At 71.0% G+C, this 14,050-nt stretch carries 13 protein-coding genes and 1 riboswitch; of the genes, 12 read left to right on the top strand and 1 reads right to left on the bottom strand.

The window, feature by feature from the left end; all coding sequences use genetic code 11:
• Nucleotides 1-12: 12 nt before the first annotated feature.
• The 8 genes from L8F97_RS00140 to cobJ all read left to right on the top strand — a co-directional run bounded on the left by L8F97_RS00140 (nt 13) and on the right by cobJ (nt 9,648).
• Nucleotides 13-1,110 (top strand): phosphotransferase enzyme family protein, encoded by a 1,098-nt coding sequence (locus L8F97_RS00140; RefSeq protein ID WP_242147050.1) that lies wholly within the window; start codon nt 13-15, stop codon nt 1,108-1,110.
• Nucleotides 1,110-1,688, top strand: a complete 579-nt coding sequence (gene pnuC / locus L8F97_RS00135; protein ID WP_242145981.1) for a nicotinamide riboside transporter PnuC — start codon at nt 1,110-1,112, stop codon at nt 1,686-1,688. Before L8F97_RS00140 ends, pnuC begins: the two co-directional genes overlap by 1 nt.
• Before the next feature lie 44 nt (nt 1,689-1,732).
• Nucleotides 1,733-1,954: riboswitch (cobalamin riboswitch) on the top strand.
• Between the two features lie 171 nt (nt 1,955-2,125).
• Complete coding sequence (cobW, locus tag L8F97_RS00130) at nt 2,126-3,163, top strand: cobalamin biosynthesis protein CobW (protein ID WP_242145980.1); 1,038 nt, start codon at nt 2,126-2,128, stop codon at nt 3,161-3,163.
• Between the two features lie 6 nt (nt 3,164-3,169).
• Nucleotides 3,170-6,430 carry a cobaltochelatase subunit CobN gene (cobN, locus tag L8F97_RS00125; protein WP_242145979.1) on the top strand — a complete coding sequence of 1,087 codons (3,261 nt, stop codon included), beginning with the start codon at nt 3,170-3,172 and terminating at the stop codon, nt 6,428-6,430.
• Complete coding sequence (locus L8F97_RS00120) at nt 6,427-7,539, top strand: cobalamin biosynthesis protein CobG (RefSeq protein WP_242145978.1); 1,113 nt, start codon at nt 6,427-6,429, stop codon at nt 7,537-7,539. The genes cobN and L8F97_RS00120 overlap by 4 nt, the downstream gene beginning before the upstream one ends.
• Nucleotides 7,539-8,168: a precorrin-8X methylmutase gene (locus tag L8F97_RS00115; RefSeq protein WP_242145977.1), complete on the top strand. Its 630-nt coding sequence runs from the start codon at nt 7,539-7,541 to the stop codon at nt 8,166-8,168. Before L8F97_RS00120 ends, L8F97_RS00115 begins: the two co-directional genes overlap by 1 nt.
• Entirely contained in the window at nt 8,165-8,890 is a 726-nt protein-coding gene (cobI, locus tag L8F97_RS00110; protein ID WP_242145976.1) for a precorrin-2 C(20)-methyltransferase, read from the top strand. The genes L8F97_RS00115 and cobI overlap by 4 nt, the downstream gene beginning before the upstream one ends.
• Nucleotides 8,887-9,648 carry a precorrin-3B C(17)-methyltransferase gene (gene cobJ, locus L8F97_RS00105; RefSeq protein ID WP_242145975.1) on the top strand — a complete coding sequence of 254 codons (762 nt, stop codon included), beginning with the start codon at nt 8,887-8,889 and terminating at the stop codon, nt 9,646-9,648. Before cobI ends, cobJ begins: the two co-directional genes overlap by 4 nt.
• Here cobJ and L8F97_RS00100 read toward each other — a convergent pair.
• Nucleotides 9,624-10,373: a cobalt-precorrin-6A reductase gene (locus tag L8F97_RS00100; RefSeq protein WP_242145974.1), complete on the bottom strand. Its 750-nt coding sequence runs from the start codon at nt 10,371-10,373 to the stop codon at nt 9,624-9,626. The genes cobJ and L8F97_RS00100 overlap by 25 nt on opposite strands.
• Here L8F97_RS00100 and cbiE point away from each other — a divergent pair.
• The 4 genes from cbiE to L8F97_RS00080 are packed head-to-tail and all read left to right on the top strand — an operon-like array spanning nt 10,372 to nt 14,019.
• A complete protein-coding gene (gene cbiE, locus L8F97_RS00095; protein WP_242145973.1) occupies nt 10,372-11,571 on the top strand; it encodes a precorrin-6y C5,15-methyltransferase (decarboxylating) subunit CbiE in 1,200 nt (399 codons plus the stop codon). The genes L8F97_RS00100 and cbiE overlap by 2 nt on opposite strands.
• Complete coding sequence (locus L8F97_RS00090; protein WP_242145972.1) at nt 11,568-11,933, top strand: cobalamin biosynthesis protein; 366 nt, start codon at nt 11,568-11,570, stop codon at nt 11,931-11,933. Before cbiE ends, L8F97_RS00090 begins: the two co-directional genes overlap by 4 nt.
• On the top strand, nt 11,930-12,715 hold the full coding sequence (gene cobM / locus L8F97_RS00085) for a precorrin-4 C(11)-methyltransferase (protein ID WP_242145971.1): 786 nt from the start codon (nt 11,930-11,932) through the stop codon (nt 12,713-12,715). Before L8F97_RS00090 ends, cobM begins: the two co-directional genes overlap by 4 nt.
• Complete coding sequence (locus L8F97_RS00080) at nt 12,712-14,019, top strand: cobyrinate a,c-diamide synthase (RefSeq protein ID WP_242145970.1); 1,308 nt, start codon at nt 12,712-12,714, stop codon at nt 14,017-14,019. The genes cobM and L8F97_RS00080 overlap by 4 nt, the downstream gene beginning before the upstream one ends.
• Nucleotides 14,020-14,050 lie beyond the last annotated feature (31 nt).

Below are 14,050 nucleotides of genomic sequence, written 5' to 3'. Positions count from 1 at the left end.
CAGGTCCACGGCATGGGCACCGAGGCGGTCGCGCCGACCTGGGCACCGATCACGGTGGACGAGGCGGCGGCAGTGCTCGCGCGCTTCCCCGATGCCGGGCGGATGCGCGCTTTGCGCTGGCACTCGCCGCGCCCGTTCTCCGCCGCGACGCTGGTCGAGTCGGAGGGCGGCACCTTCCTGCTCAAACGGCATGACGCGCGCGTGCGCTCCGCCGAGGGACTGGCGGAGGAACACGGGTTCATCGCCCACCTCCGCACTGCCGGCATAACGGTGCCCGAGGTGATGCACACGGGAGACCGCACCAGCGTGGTCGCCACCCACGCCGGCAGCTACGAACTCCACCGCCAGTCCCCCGGCGCGGACCTCTACCGCGATCGTCATTCGTGGACGCCGTTCCTGTCGCACATCCACGCGCACGCTGCCGGCGCCGCGCTGGCGCGGCTGCACGATGCGGCGGAGGGCTATGACGCACCCGCCCGCCGCGCGCAGCCGCTGGTGACGAGCCTCACCATCCTCCCCGCCGCCGATCCGCTCGCCGCCGCCGACGTTTATCTCGCCGCGCGTCCGGCGCTGGCCACATACCTCGCTCGCCAACCGTACCGCGCCCAACTGGCGCGGCTGTTCGCCACCTTCGGCACCGGGCTGGCCGATCGCCTCGCCGCGCAACCGCCACTGTGGACGCATAACGACTGGCACCCCTCCAACCTGCTGTGGACCAACACCGGCAAGGTCGCGACCGTCTTCGACTTCGGCCTCGCCGATCGCACCTGCGCGCTGCACGACCTCGCCACCGCGATCGAGCGCACCGCCTTCCAGTGGCTGCACCAGGCCTGGCAGGCGGCGGACTTTGCCGACGTTGGCGCGGCGCGGGCGTTGCTCGCCGGTTACACGACAGTCCGCACCCTCAGCCGTGACAACCGCGAGACCATCGCCGCGCTGCTCCCGCTCGTCCACGTCGAGTTCGCGCTGTCCGAGGTCGATTATTTCGCCGGCATCGTCGCCGCGCCCGCCGATGCCGCGCTGGCGTGGGACGGCTATCTGATCGCCCATGCCGACTGGTTCGGCAGCCCGGCCGGGCGCGCCTTCCTCCACGATCTGCGCGCATCCTGATGTCGCCGCTGGAGATCGCCGCCGTCATCGCGAGCATCCTCGGCGTATGGCTCACCGCCAAGCGGCGGATGCTGTGCTGGCCGGTCAACCTGCTGGCCTGCGCGCTGTATTTCAAGCTGTTCCTCGACGTGCGCCTCTATGCCGACATGGCGTTGCAGGCGGTGTTCGGCGCCGCGATCCTGTACGGCTGGGTGGCATGGTCGCGCCGCACCGACGACAGCGGCGCGGTGGTGGTCGCGTCGCTCGCCCCGCGCCACGCCATCGCCGCGCTCGCCGCCGGTGCGGTCGGCGCGGTGGCGATCGGGTGGTTCACCAGCCGCTACACCAACGCCGCGCTGCCCTGGGCGGATGCGACGCTGAGCAGCTTCAGCCTCGTCGCGCAATATTGGGTGGCGCGCCGCCACGCCGCCAACTGGCTGCTGTGGATCGTGGTGGATACGCTCTACGTCGCGATGTTTGTCGCCAAGGGGCTGTGGCCGACCGCCGGGCTGTACCTCGCGATGACGATTCTGGCAGCTATCGGCTACCGCCGCTGGCAGGCGGCAAGACGAAGCGAATTGGGAAGCGAATTGGCATGACCCGCTTTTCGGTCTAAGCCGCGCGATGAGGGCCGGTTTCACCGCTCCTCACTGATCGCGCCGGTGCCCCGAAAGGGCTTCAATGGGAATGTGGTGCGGAGGTTCGCCTCCAATGCCACGGCTGTCCCTGCAACTGTAAGCGGTGAGCGAGATGCGCAACGCCCCGTCACGCACGGGGCAGCCACTGGGCCGATCGGCCTGGGAAGGCCGCGCGATCGAGCTTTGACCCGTGAGCCAGGAGACCTGCCGGCGTCTGGTCGCTCTTGCCTTGGTCCAGGGGATGACCGCGGCACGGTTCTCCGTCTGAGCGACGAATCCGTGCGGCCGGGGTCGCATCGGTCTGTTGCGACAGGCGCATGGACGCGCCCGCCTGCCGCCGCTTGGCCGTGCCACAAGGCGCCCCGTCCGTCTCTGCTCAGGCGCGTGCGGAGAACACCATGACCGATCTTTTGAAGATCCCCGTTACCATCGTTACCGGCTTCCTTGGCGCCGGCAAGACGACGCTCATCAGCCACCTGATCCGCAACGCAGGCGGCAAACGCCTCGCGGTGATCGTCAACGAATTCGGCACGCTCGGCGTCGATGGCGATATCCTGAAAGGCTGCGCGATCCCGGATTGCCCGGCGGAGAACGTGATCGAACTCGCCAACGGCTGCATCTGCTGCACCGTGGCGGATGACTTCATCCCCACTGTCGAGACGTTGCTCGCGCTCGATCCCCGGCCCGACCATATCCTCATCGAAACCTCCGGCCTCGCGCTGCCCAAGCCTCTGCTCAAGGCGTTCGACTGGCCGGCGATCCGCTCGCGCATCACCGTCGACGGCGTGATCGCGCTGGCGGATGCGGAAGCGGTCGCCGCCGGGCGGTTCGCGCCCGATCTCGCCGCCGTCGACGCGCAACGCGCCGCCGATCCGAGCGTCGACCATGAGACGCCTTTGTCCGAAGTGTTCGAGGATCAGCTCGCCTGCGCCGACATGGTACTGCTCACCAAGGTCGATCTCGCCGGGCCGGACGGCGTCGCGGCGGCGCGGGCGGTGATCGCCGCCGAATCGGCACGCCCGCTGCCGGTGGTCGAGCTGGTTGACGGCGTGGTCGATCCGCGCGTGATCCTCGGCCTCGGCGCGGCGGCGGAGAACGATATCGCCGCCCGCCCCTCGCATCACGATGGCGAGGACGATCATGAGCATGACGATTTCAACAGCATCGTGGTCGAGCTGGACGACGTCTCCACCCCCGCCGATCTCACCACGCGGATCGAGCGGCTCGCCACCGAATACGCCATCCTGCGCGTCAAAGGCTATGCGGCGGTGGCGGGCAAGCCGATGCGGCTGCTGGTGCAGGCGGTCGGCGCGCGGGTGCGCACGCAATACGATCGGCCGTGGCGTGGCGACGAGCGCCGCGTAACGCAACTGGTGGTGATCGCCGAGCGCGGTCATATCGACACCCCGGCGATCACGGCGGCGCTGGCGGGCTGAGCGACGATGCACGTCGTCTTCCGCGAGCACCACGGGCTGGAGGAGACCGCATCGCCGCAGGATCTCGGGCAAAGCCCCGCCGATCTGGTGATGCTGTCCTTCTCCGACAGCGATCTCGGCGCGTTCGCGGGCGGGTGGCGACGTGCGCGGGACGCGGGCGCGCCGCTGCCGGGGTTGCGCCTCGCCAATCTCGCCGGGCTCGCGCACCCGCTGTCGGTCGACACCTACGTCGCGCAGACGCTGAGCGGCGCGCGCGGCATCCTCGTCCGGCTGATCGGCGGGCAATCCTACTGGCCCTACGGCCTGCAACAGCTCGCGCTGCTGGCGCGCCAGCGCGGAATCGCGCTGGCGGTGCTCGCCGCCGATGGCCGCGTCGATGCGCAGCTCGATGCCGCCTCCACCCTGCCGACCGACCTGCTGCGGCGGCTCGCCGAGCTGTGCGATGCCGGTGGCGCGGTGGCGGCGCAGGCGGCACTGGCGCTGCTCGCGACGGCGGCGGGGTTCGAGAGCGCGCCGGTTGCGGAGGCCGGGCCGATCGCCGAGGTCGGTGGGTGGCGGCGGCAAGCCGGCGTAACCTGCCCCGCCGCGTTCGCGCTGACCGCGCGGCGGCCGGTGCTGCTGGTGGTCTTCTACCGCTCCTACCTCACCGCCGCCGATCTGCACCCGATCGAGACACTGCACGCTGCACTGGATGCGCATGGGTTCGACGTGCTCGGCCTGTTCGCGCCATCGCTCAAGGCACCCGGCGCGGGCGGCTGGCTGCGGCGCTGGGTGGCGGCACTGGCACCGGTGGCGATCCTCAACGCCACCGCCTTTTCCGCGCGGGGGCAAGGCGACGACACCCCGCTCGATGCGGCGGATGTACCCGTCTTCCAGCTCGCGCTCGCTACCTCGGATCGCGCCGCGTGGGCGAGCGCGACGCGCGGGCTATCGCCGGCCGATCTCGCCATGCATGTCGTGCTGCCGGAGGTCGACGGGCGCCTCTTCGCCGGTGTCGCCAGCTTCAAGGAAGCCTCCCCGCGCGACGACGATCTCCAGTTCGCACGCCGCGAACATCGCGCCGATCCCGCCCGCATTGCCGCCATCGTCGACCGGGTGACGGCGTGGGTCGCGCTCGCCGCCAAACCGCGCGCGGCGCAACGGCTCGCGCTGGTGCTGTCGACCTATCCCGGCAAGGCCTATCAGATGGCGCACGCGGTTGGCCTCGACGCGCTCGCCTCGGCCGAAGCGATCCTCGCCGATCTGGCCCGCGCGGGCTATGCGGTCACGGCGGGTGACACGCTCGCGGGTGGCCTCACCACCGGGGAAATCGCGTGGCCGCTGTCGGACTATCGCGCCGCGCTGGCGACCCTGCCGGAAACACTGCGCGCCGATCTGACCGCCACCTGGGGCACGCCGGAGGCCGATCCCGCCGTACACGCCGACGCGTTCCACTTCGCCGCCGTCCGCCGTGGCGCGGCGATCGTCGCGTTGCAGCCCGAGCGCGGAGACCTGACTGACCGGACCGCCCAATATCACGACCTGTCGCGCACCCCGCGCCACGGTTATGTCGCCTTCTACTTGTGGCTGCGCGCCCAAGCGGACGCGCTGATCCACATCGGCGCGCACGGCACGCTCGAATGGCTGCCGGGCAAATCGGTCGCATTGTCCGACGCCTGCTGGCCGGAGGCGCTGACCGGCGCGATGCCGGTGATCTACCCGTTCATCGTCAACGACCCGGGTGAGGCGGCGCAAGCGAAACGCCGCATCGGCGCGGTCACGCTCGGCCACGTACCCCCGCCGCTGGCGACCACCACCACCGGCGCTGGCATCGGCCGTCTCGAAGCCTTGCTGGACGAGTTCTCCAACGCCGACGGGCTCGACCCGGCACGCCGCACCCGCCTGCAAGCCGACATCCGCGACGAGGCGCGCGCCGCCGGTCTCGAAGACACGCTCGCCCTCGCCACCGCGCCCGACGATGCGGCGGCGATCACCCGCATCGACACCTTCGTGTGCGACGTGAAGGCCAGCCAGTTCGGCGATGGCCTGCACGTCTTCGGGCGCGGTCCGCATGGCGATGCCGAACGCGTCGGGCTGCTCGCGGCGGTGGGCGGGCGGCGCGTCGCCCCCGGCCCGTCCGGCTCGCCCTACCGTGGCCGCGCCGACGTGCTACCGACCGGACGCAACCTCTACACCACCGATCCACGCGCGGTGCCCTCGCGATCCGCGCATGCGCAAGGCATGATGCTCGCGGACGAACTGATACGCCGCCATCTCCAGGACGAGGGCGATTATCCGCGCGGCCTCGTCATCGATCTATGGGCATCGGCGACGATGCGCACCGCCGGCGAGGAATTCGCAATGGCGCTCCACCTGCTCGGCGCGGAGCCGGTGTGGGACATGGCGTCCGACCGCGTGACCGGCGTCGAGATCCTCCCACTCGCCCGGCTCGACCGCCCGCGTATCGACGTGACGCTGCGCGTGTCCGGCCTGTTCCGCGATGCTTTCCCCGGCCTGTGCGCGATGTTCGGTCAGGCGGTGGACGCGCTCGCCCGCCGCGACGAAGCCGCCAACTGGAACCCGTTCATCGGCACGGCCCCCGGCGCGCGCGTCTATGGCCCCGCCCCCGGCGGCTATGGCATCGGCATGGGCGACGCGGGCGAGACCTATACCGACGCTGCCCGCCTCGCCGCCGGCGCGGCCTGGCTGGCCGCTTCCGCCCACGCGCTCGACGGTGGCGAGGGTCGCGCCGATCCCGCCGGCATCGCCGCACGCGTCGCTGCCGCCGATGCCTTCGTCCACCTCCAGGATCTGCCCGAGACCGACCTGCTGCTCGCCGCCGACTATGCAGCGCACGAGGCGGGTTTCGCGGCGGCACAGGCGATCACCGGCGGCGCGGCGGCGCTCTACCACCTCGACGCGCGCGACCCCGCCCGCCCCACCGCGCGGCCACTCCGCGAGGAAATCGCCCGCGTCGTCCACGCCCGCGCCGCGCACCCCGGATGGATCGAGGGCATGATGCGCCACGGCTTTCGCGGCGGTGCGGAGATCGCCGCCACGCTCGACCACCTCGGCGCGTTCGCGCATCTCGCCCGCGTGGTCGGCCCGGAACTGATCGACGCCTACTACGACGCCACGCTCGGCTGCGACGACGTGCGCGCCTTCCTCGCCCGCGACAATCCACAGGCGCTGGCGGAGATGGAGGCGCGCTTCGCGGCACTCCAAGCCAGCGGGCTGTGGCCGACCCGGCGCAACTCGATCCTTGCGCAACTGGACGCGGCATCGTGAGCGGGTTCGTGGTAAAGGGCTGGTGCCCGGATGCATACCGCCCGATGGCAGCCGGCGACGGTTTGCTGGTGCGCGTGCGCCCGCGCCTCGCCCGGTTGACGCGCGAACAAACAATCGGCCTGTGTGCCGCCGCGATCGCCTACGGCAGCGGCGAGATCGACGTGACGCAGCGCGCGAACCTCCAGCTTCGTGGCGTCACCGATGCGGGCTGGCGGTCGCTGCTCGAACGGCTGGTCGCGCTCGACCTGATCGATGCCGATGCCGACCGCCAGGCCCGCGCCAACATCCTCGTCGCCCCCGATTGGCTCGACGGCGACGACACCCACCGCCTCGCCAACGAGTTGCTTGCCCGGCTGGACGATCTGCCGGTGCTACCGGGCAAGTTCGGCTTCGTCATCGACGCGGGCACGGCACCGGTGCTGCTGGGCGATCCCGGCGACCTACGCATCGAACGCAGCGCAGCGGGCGCGCTGATGCTGCGTGCCGATGGCCGCGCCACCGGCGTGCCGCTCGAACCCGGCGCGGAGATCGCCACGCTGATCGCGCTGGCGCACTGGTTCGTCACGAGCGGCGGCACGGCGGCGGGGCGTATGGCACGCCATACCGCCGCGCTCCCCGCCTGGGCGAGCGGCGATGCCCGCCCCGCCGCCGCCGCACCGCGCGGGCCGGTCACGCCACTCCCGTTCGGTCGCATCCACGCCAACACGCTGGCACGCTACCTGACCGCCCATGCGGTGCGCACGGTGCGGGTGACGCCGTGGCGCGCGCTGATCTTCGAGGGCATCGCTCCGGGCACACCCCCGCTGTTCCCCGCCGATGAAGCAGCGATCCGCGCCGATGCCTGTGTCGGCGCACCCGCCTGCCCGCAGGCCAGCGTCGCCACCCGCGCGCTCGCCCAGCGCCTCGCGCCACACGTCGCCGGCACACTCCACGTCTCGGGCTGCGCCAAGGGCTGCGCGCGCGCGCAGCCGGCCGACGTGGTGCTGGTCGGGCGCGACGGCCGCTTCGACCTGGTCCGCCACGGACGCGCCGGTGATTCCCCGGTCCGCACCGGGCTCCACCCCGATACCATCCCCGACCACATATTCGCCGAACCCGGAGCCGTCTGATGCCGTACACCTACCAGACCGACGGCGCGGCAATCTACCGCCAGTCCTTTGCGATGATCCGCGCCGAGGCCAATCTCGCATGCTTCGCCGAGGATGAGGAAGCGGTCGCCGTGCGCATGATCCACGCCGCCGGCATCGTCGACCTTGCCGCGCACATCCGCTTCTCCGCCGGCTTCGCCGCCGCCGCCCGCCGCGCGCTGCAGGCGGGCGCGCCGATCCTGTGCGATGCGCATATGGTGAGCGAGGGCATCACCCGCGCGCGCCTGCCCGCCACCAACCCGGTGATCTGCACGCTGCGCGACCCACGCGTGGCCGAGCTTGCCCGCGAAATGGCCAACACCCGCTCCGCCGCCGCGCTGGAACTGTGGCGCCCGCAGCTCGCCGGTGCTGTGGTGGCGATCGGCAACGCCCCGACCGCGCTGTTCCACCTGCTCAACATGCTGGAGGACCCGGACTGCCCGCGCCCCGCCGCGATCATCGGTTGCCCGGTCGGCTTCGTGGGCGCGGTCGAGTCGAAGGACGCGCTGTGGGCGGCGCAACCGGTGCCGTGCGGGATCGTGCACGGCCGCATGGGGGGCAGCGCGATCACCGTCGCCGCCGTCAACGCGCTGGCGAGCACACAGGAATGACCCCTGGCACCATCCACGGCGTCGGCCTCGGCCCCGGCGCCACCGATCTGATGAGCGTGCGCGCGGACCGGCTGGTGCGGCAGGCGCGCCACATCGCCTATTTCCGCAAGGCCGGGCGCGCCGGACAGGCGCGCAAGATCGTCGAGGGGATGCTGCGCGCCGACGTGTGCGAACACGCCATGGAATATCCCGTCACCACCGAAATCCCGGTGAGCGACCCGCGCTACAATCAACAGCTTGCCGCCTTCTACGCGCGCTGTGTCGATCACCTGCGCGCCCTCACCCGAAACGGCGAGGACGTGGTGGTGCTGTGCGAGGGCGATCCGTTCTTCTACGGCTCGTTCATGCACCTCTACACCCGCCTGCAAGCGCAGGCTGAGGTGCAAATTGTTCCAGGCATCACCGGCATGTCCGGCGCGTGGACGGCGAGCGGCGCGCCGATCACCTGGGGCGACGACGTGCTGACCGTGCTGATGGGGACGATGCCCGAGGACGACCTCACCCGCCGCATCCGCGATACCGATGCGCTGGTGGTGATGAAGATCGGCCGCCACCTCGACAAGCTGCGCCGCGCGGTCGCCGCCGCCGGTCGCACGGATGCGGCATGGCTGGTCGAATATGCCGCCATGCCCGAACAACGCGTGACGCGGCTGTGCGATGCCGCTGCGGTCGCGCCGTATTTCTCGATCCTGCTGATCCACGGCCAGGGGCGGCGGCCATGACGACGGGCACCACCGGCTGGCTCGTCATCGCCGGCCTCGGTCCGGGCGACGCGGCGCTGGTCACCCCCGAAGTGACCGGGGCGCTGGCGCAGGCGACCGACGTGATCGGCTACATCCCCTATGTCGCCCGCATCGCCCCGCGCGCGGGATTACGGCTGCACGCCACCGACAACCGCGTCGAGCTCGACCGTGCCGGCCACGCGCTGACCCTTGCGGCGGCTGGGGCACGCGTGGTGGTGGTGTCGTCGGGCGATCCCGGCGTGTTCGCGATGGCGGCGGCGGTGTTCGAGGCGGTCGAAACCGGGCCATCCGCATGGCGCGATCTCGATATCCGCGTGCTGCCCGGCATCACCGCGATGCTGGCGGCGAGCGCGCGCGCGGGCGCCCCGCTCGGCCATGATTTCTGCGCGATCAACCTGTCGGACAATCTCAAGCCCTGGGATCTGATCGAACGCCGCGTCCGCCTCGCCGCCGAGGCGGATTTCGCGATCGCCTTCTATAATCCACGCTCGAAGGCGCGGCCGGACGGGTTCGGCCGCGCGCTGGAGGTGCTGCGCGACACCTACGGAGACGATCGCCCTGTGCTGTTCGCGCGCGCCGTCGCCACGCCGGAGGAGCGCTTGCACATCGTCGCGCTGCCCGATGCGACGGCGGAGATGGCCGACATGCGCACGATGGTGATCATCGGCTCCAGCCTGACGCGCGTTATCGCACGGCCGCGCGGCCCGATCCTCTACACGCCCCGGTCCGCGACATGATCTATCCAGTCCAGCACCTCCTCGACGCGGCTGTACTCGGTCCGCACCGGCAGCACGGGACGGTCGATCAACAGCACCGGCAGGCCAAGCGCGCGCGCGGCGATCAGCTTGGCCTCGGCACCGCTGCCACCGGCATTCTTGCACACCACCAGATCGATCCCGTGCGCCACCATCAGCCGCCGGTCGCCCTCGGCGGTGAACGGCCCGCGATCCACCACCAGATCGTGCTGCGGCAGCGCCGGCGGCGCGTCGGGGGCATCGACGAAGCGCAGCAGATAGTGATGTTGCGGTTGCGCGAGGAACGCATCGACATGCATGCGCCCGAGCGCGAGCATTACCCGGCGCGGTGGCCCGGCGAGCGCCGCCACCGCCGCGTCGATATCCGCGACATGCGTCCAGCGATCGCCCGCCACCGCCTGCCACGCGGGTCGGGTCAGCGTGACGAGCGGCACGCCGACCGTCGCGCAGGCGGCGACCGCGTTGGCGCTGATCCGCGCCGCGAACGGGTGCGTCGCATCGACGACATGGCTGACGCGGTGGGTGCGCAGATAGGCGGTCAGCCCATCCACCCCGCCGAACCCGCCGACGCGCACCGGCAGCGGCTGCGCCTTGGGCGTCGCCACCCGCCCGGCATAGCTCAGCACCGCCGCATCGCCTCGCGCGGCCAGCCGCACGGCGAGCGCACTGGCCTCGGTCGTCCCGCCGAGCACGAGGATACTGGGCATGGCTGACGCTCCCTGGCTGACCATCATCGGCATCGGCGAGGATGGCGTGGACGGCCTGTCTGCCCCCGCCCACGCCGCGCTGACTGCGGCGGAGATCGTCACCGGCGCGACCCGCCACCTCGCGCTGCTGCCCGGCTCTACGGTTCCGGTGCGGCCGTGGCCAGTCCCGTTCGAGGCGGGGCTGCCGTGGCTGCTCGGCCAGCGTGGCCGCCGGGTGGTGATGCTCGCGTCGGGCGATCCGTTCTGGTTCGGCGCCGGTACGGTGCTGGCGCGCCACCTCGCCGCCGGTGAGTGGGTGGCGCATCCGGTGCCCGGCACCTTCAGCCTCGCCGCCGCGCGGCTTGGCTGGCCGCTGGAGGATACCGCCTGCCTCGGCCTGCACGCCGCGCCACTGACCCGGCTGCGACCGCACCTCGCGCCCGGCCGCCGCGCCATTGTGCTGCTGCGCGACGGGGCGGCGGTGGCGACGCTTGCCAAATACCTCGTCAGCCGCAGCTTCGGCGCATCGGTGCTTTCGATACTGGAGTCGCTCGGCGGCCCGCGCGAACGCATCCGCACGACGACCGCAGCGGACCTTGCGTTCGCGGACATCGGTCACCCGGTTGCGGTCGGGGTAGTGTGCGCGGGCGACGGCGAAACCCTGCCCCACACCAGTGGCCTAGCCGACGCTTGGTTCGATCACGACGGGCAGTTGAGCAAGCGCCCGGTCCGCGCGCTAACTCTCTCCGCGCTTGCCCCCCGCGCGCATGAGACGCTGTGGGATATCGGCGCCGGGTCGGGGTCGATCGGCATCGAGTGGCTGCTCGCCCACCCCTCTACGCAAGCCACCGCGTTCGAGGTCGATCCGGTTCGCGCCGCCCGCGTTCGCGCCAACGCCGCAGCGTTGGGCGTCGACCGGCTGCGCGCCGTCGAAGGACGTGCGCCGGCCGTTCTGGTTGGACACCCCCCGCCGCAAGCCGTGTTCGTCGGTGGCGGCCTGTCTGACGATCTACTGGTCGCCCTCTGGCCGCTGATGGCTCCGAAGACGCGGCTGGTCGCCAATGCGGTGACGCTGGAGTCGGAGGCTTTGCTGTCGCGTTGGCATGCGCAGCGGGGCGGTAGCCTGCTGCGGATCGAACTGTCCGAAGCCGCCGCGCTCGGTTCACGGCGTGGCTGGCGGGCGAGCTACCCGGTCGTGCAATGGACGGTAACGGCATGATCGTCGCCGGCTTCGGCTTCCGCGCGACCGCCGATCTCGGCGCGTTGCATGCGGCACTGGACATCGCGCAAACGGGTCATCCCCGCGTCACCGCACTCGCAGCACCCACCGACAAGATCATGCTTGTTAAACGTCTGGGCGACGCGCTCGGCCTGCCCGTCATTGCGGTCGCCGCCGGCGCGCTGACGGCTGCGCCGACACTAACCCGCGCATCGGCAAGCCTGCGCTACCGGGGCACCGGCAGCGTCGCCGAAGCCGCCGCGCTCGCCGCTGCCGGTCGGGGGGCACGCCTGCTCGCCAGCCGCCATATCTCCCCAGACCGAATGGCGAGCTGTGCCATCGCGCAAGGATTCGACCAATGACCGTCCACTTCATCGGCGCCGGCCCCGGCGCACCCGACCTGCTGACGCTGCGCGGCCGTGATCGCATCGCCGGTTCGGCGGTGTGCCTGTATGCGGGCTCCCTGGTGCCGGAGGCGCTTCTCGACCACTGTCCGCCGGGCGCGCATATCGTCAACACCGCACCGCTGACCCTCGATGAAATCATGACGGAAGTTCGCGCCGCGCACGATTGCGGCCATGACATCGCACGGCTGCACTCGGGCGATATGTCGATCTGGTCCGCGATGGGCGAACAGCTTCGTCGGCTGCGTGCGATGGATATTCCCTTCACGATCACGCCGGGCGTACCCGCCTTCGCCGCCGCGGCCGCCGTGCTGGAGGTCGAACTGACGCTGCCCGGCGTGGCGCAGTCGGTGGTGCTGACCCGGACGCCCGGCCGGGCGAGCGCGATGCCGCCGTCCGAGACGCTGGCCACGTTCGCCCGGTCGGGGACAACGCTGGCCATCCATCTGTCGATCCACAATCTGCCCCATGTCGTTGCCGAACTCACGCCCGTCTATGGCGGGGATTGCCCCGTTGCGGTCGTGTGGCGGGCAAGCTGGCCCGATCAACAGATCGTCCACGCGACACTCGCCACCCTATCGCAGGCGGTTGCAGGCAAACCGGAGCGTACGGCGCTGATCTTCGTCGGAAAGGTGCTCGACGACACCGGGTTCGTCGAAAGCAGCCTGTATGCCGAAGGCTACGACCGTCGCTTCCGCCCGCAGAGTGTGGACTCCCGCTTTGCCGGGGGCGTGGCATGACGCCGGGGCTGCTGATCGCGGCACCGGCATCGGGCACTGGCAAGACGACGGTGATGCTCGGCCTGCTGCGCGCGCTCCGCAATGATGGCGTGGTAGTCCAGCCCTTCAAGAGCGGCCCCGACTACATCGACCCCGCCTTTCACCGCGCCGCCAGCGGTCGTGCATCGTTCAACCTCGACAGTTGGGCAATGCCGGCCGCGATGCTCGACGGGATCGCCGGCCATGCGCGCGACGCGGAACTGGTACTGGCGGAAGGGTCGATGGGGCTGTTCGACGGTGTGGCGCGCGCCGGCGCGACGGGCAACGGCGCGAGCGCGGACATCGCCAGACACATGGGCTGGCCGGTCGTGCTGGTGATCGACGTGTCCGGCCAGGCGCAGTCGGCGGCGGCAACCGCGCTCGGCTTTGCGCGCTTCGACCATAGCATCGACGTGGCCGGCGTTATCCTGAACCGTGTCGCAAGTCCGCGCCACGAGCGGCTCGCGCGCACCGGCATGGCGGCGGCGGGGATCCGGGTGTTTGGCGCATTGCCGCGTCGAGGCGACCTCAAGCTGCCGGAACGGCATCTGGGGCTGGTGCAGGCGGCGGAACACGCCGATCTGGATGAGCGCATCGAAGGCTATTCGGCGTTCGTGCGCGCGCATATCGACATCGCGGCGCTCCGGGCGGTCGCTCGCGCCGGCAACGGTCGTGCTGCCGCCGCCACGACGGGGACACCGCCCGCGCAGCGGATTGCACTGGCGCAGGATGCCGCCTTCTCCTTCACCTATCCGCATATGCTCGATGAATGGAGACGTTTTGGGGCAGAGATCCTGCCGTTCTCGCCGCTTGCCGACGAACGCCCGGCCGCACATGCCGATCTGGTCTGGTTGCCCGGCGGCTATCCGGAACTGCACGCGGGCAGGCTGGCTGCGGCGCGGAACTTCCACGCCGGCCTGCACGACCATGCCCTCACACGGCCTGTTCATGGCGAGTGCGGCGGGTACATGGTGCTCGGCGAAGGACTGGTCGACGCGGCTGGCGTGCGGCATCGCATGACGGGTCTGCTCGGCCTGGTCACGAGCTTCGCGCAGCGCAGGATGCACCTCGGCTACCGACGGGCCACCCTGAACGCGCCGGTCGGTGCGCTCCCCACCGGCGCGATCCTGACCGGTCATGAGTTTCATTATTCGACCATAGCCGAACAGCCCGATGCGGAACTCGCCAGCGTCGTCGACGCGGAGGGAACCCAGGTGACGGAGAGCGGGTCGTATCGCGGCGCCATCACCGGCACGTTCTTCCACATGATCGCGCAGCAACGTTGAGCGGCAACGGCAAACTTCGGGGCGCGGATAT

Source organism: Sphingomonas sp. BAUL-RG-20F-R05-02, from assembly GCF_022662305.1.
In the GTDB taxonomy this organism is placed as follows: Bacteria; Pseudomonadota; Alphaproteobacteria; order Sphingomonadales; family Sphingomonadaceae; genus Sphingomonas.
This window is presented reverse-complemented; position numbering and strand designations above follow the sequence as displayed.